This window comes from Mycobacterium innocens, from assembly GCF_900566055.1.
Classification (GTDB): Bacteria; Actinomycetota; Actinomycetes; order Mycobacteriales; family Mycobacteriaceae; genus Mycobacterium; species Mycobacterium innocens.
This window is the reverse complement of record NZ_UPHQ01000346.1, coordinates 1-1,554: the sequence shown is the minus strand read 5'-3', so window position 1 is coordinate 1,554 and position 1,554 is coordinate 1. Positions and strand designations below refer to the sequence as shown.

Annotated in this window: 1 protein-coding gene; it reads right to left on the bottom strand. The window is 68.5% G+C overall.

Features of this window, described 5'->3' with window-relative positions; all coding sequences use genetic code 11:
* Positions 1-13 precede the first annotated feature (13 nt).
* Entirely contained in the window at positions 14-1,423 is a 1,410-nt protein-coding gene (locus tag EET03_RS29625; RefSeq protein ID WP_075542930.1) for an IS4 family transposase, read from the bottom strand.
* Positions 1,424-1,554 lie beyond the last annotated feature (131 nt).

Here is a 1,554-nt window from a genome sequence, read left to right as displayed (position 1 = left end):
CAATGCCGGGTAGTTAAGGTCCGAGGGCTGTTGTCAACGATTTCGGTTGGTGTGTCGCGTGTTCGGTGTCGGGTCCGGTGATGGTGGCGGTGATGCTGGTGATAGGCGTGCTGCGTTCGGGCCGGTAGGGGTCTTTTTTGTTGTACCGCGAGAGTGGGGATTTGACCTTACGGACGCTGGTGCGCGGTCGCCGGGGCGGGAGCAGGTCGGCGAGCACAGCGCGGCCGATGCGGCCGACGAGGTCGGTGGGGTCGTCGGCTGGGTTGGTGGCGCCGACGAGGAGGTCTTTGGCGGTTTGGAGGGCGGTGGTGAAGCTGGCCCGGTCGGGGTCGGTGCCGGGTCGGGATTCGACCGCGGTCACCATCGCGCGCCGTAGTGCCTGGTAGACGGTGAGCAGCGCCCATATTTCCTGTTCGAGCCCGGCCGGGTCGGCCGAGCGCAGCACGCGCCCGTCGGCGAGGGTGTGCCGTAGCGCCAGGTAGGCGATCTCATGTTCCCAGCGTTCGTGATAGAGGGCCAGGAGTCGGCGGGCGGGATGGCGGCGGGAGTCGGTCAAGGTGGTGGCCAGCCGGTAGGCCGCGGTGTAGCTGGTGCCGTCGGGGCAGCTGACGGTGATCTCGGCGGTGATGATCCGCACCTTCAGGTCGCCGATGCGCGACAGGTACGAGCCGTCGTCGAGGCGGGCCAGCACGGGCAGCTGACGGGTGACGCGCAGCCGGACCAAAAACTGCGCGCCGGTGCCGGCCAGCTCGACCAGGAAGGCTTCGGCGTCGAAACCGCGGTCGGCCAGCACCAGCATCTCGGTGCCCAGCAGCGGCAACAGCGCACGCGCGTAATCGATCTCGCCGGTAGAGGGCGGCCCGAAGACCGCGCCCAGCAGCGCCCGGGTGCCGGTCTCGACCACGGTCATCAGCCGCACCACCGGATAGCCGGTGACACCGAGAGAGGCCTTGAGCTTGCCCAACCAGGATCGGTTGCGGTCGGTGTCGGGCACCTTGAACGACACGCACCCGTCGAACGCCACGGTGCGGTAGCGGCCGAACCGCACCCCGGGGGTGTGCGGCGCGGCCACCGGACCGGCCAGCACCTCAAACAGCGCCTTGACCGGCGCCGCCCCGAGGCGGCGGCGCAGATCTCGAAAGGCTTTCTGCGACGGCATCTTGCGACCGCCCATCGTGGCGGTGAGCTTGGCCCACACCCGCCGGTAGCCCAACCCGGGGAACAGGCACAACGCCAGCACGAAGTACACCCCCACCCGCGACGGCAGCTCCCGCAGCCGCCGCTGGGTGGTGCGCGTGTCGGCCAGCACCGCATCGACCAATTCGAGCGGGATCTGCCAGGTCAGCTCGCCCAGATGGCCGGCAGCGAACACCGCGGCGCGGCGCGGCAGTGTCGGCGTGGCAGGCGTGGCAGAATCCGACACCGCGGCTCCTCGGTAGAAGGTTTTGATCTTGGCGATCGTTCTTCTACCAGGAGCTGCCCCTATATCACCGCAATAGCCTCACATGCCCCGCGTGTCACACTTGACCCAACAGCCGCTTCCTTAACTACCCG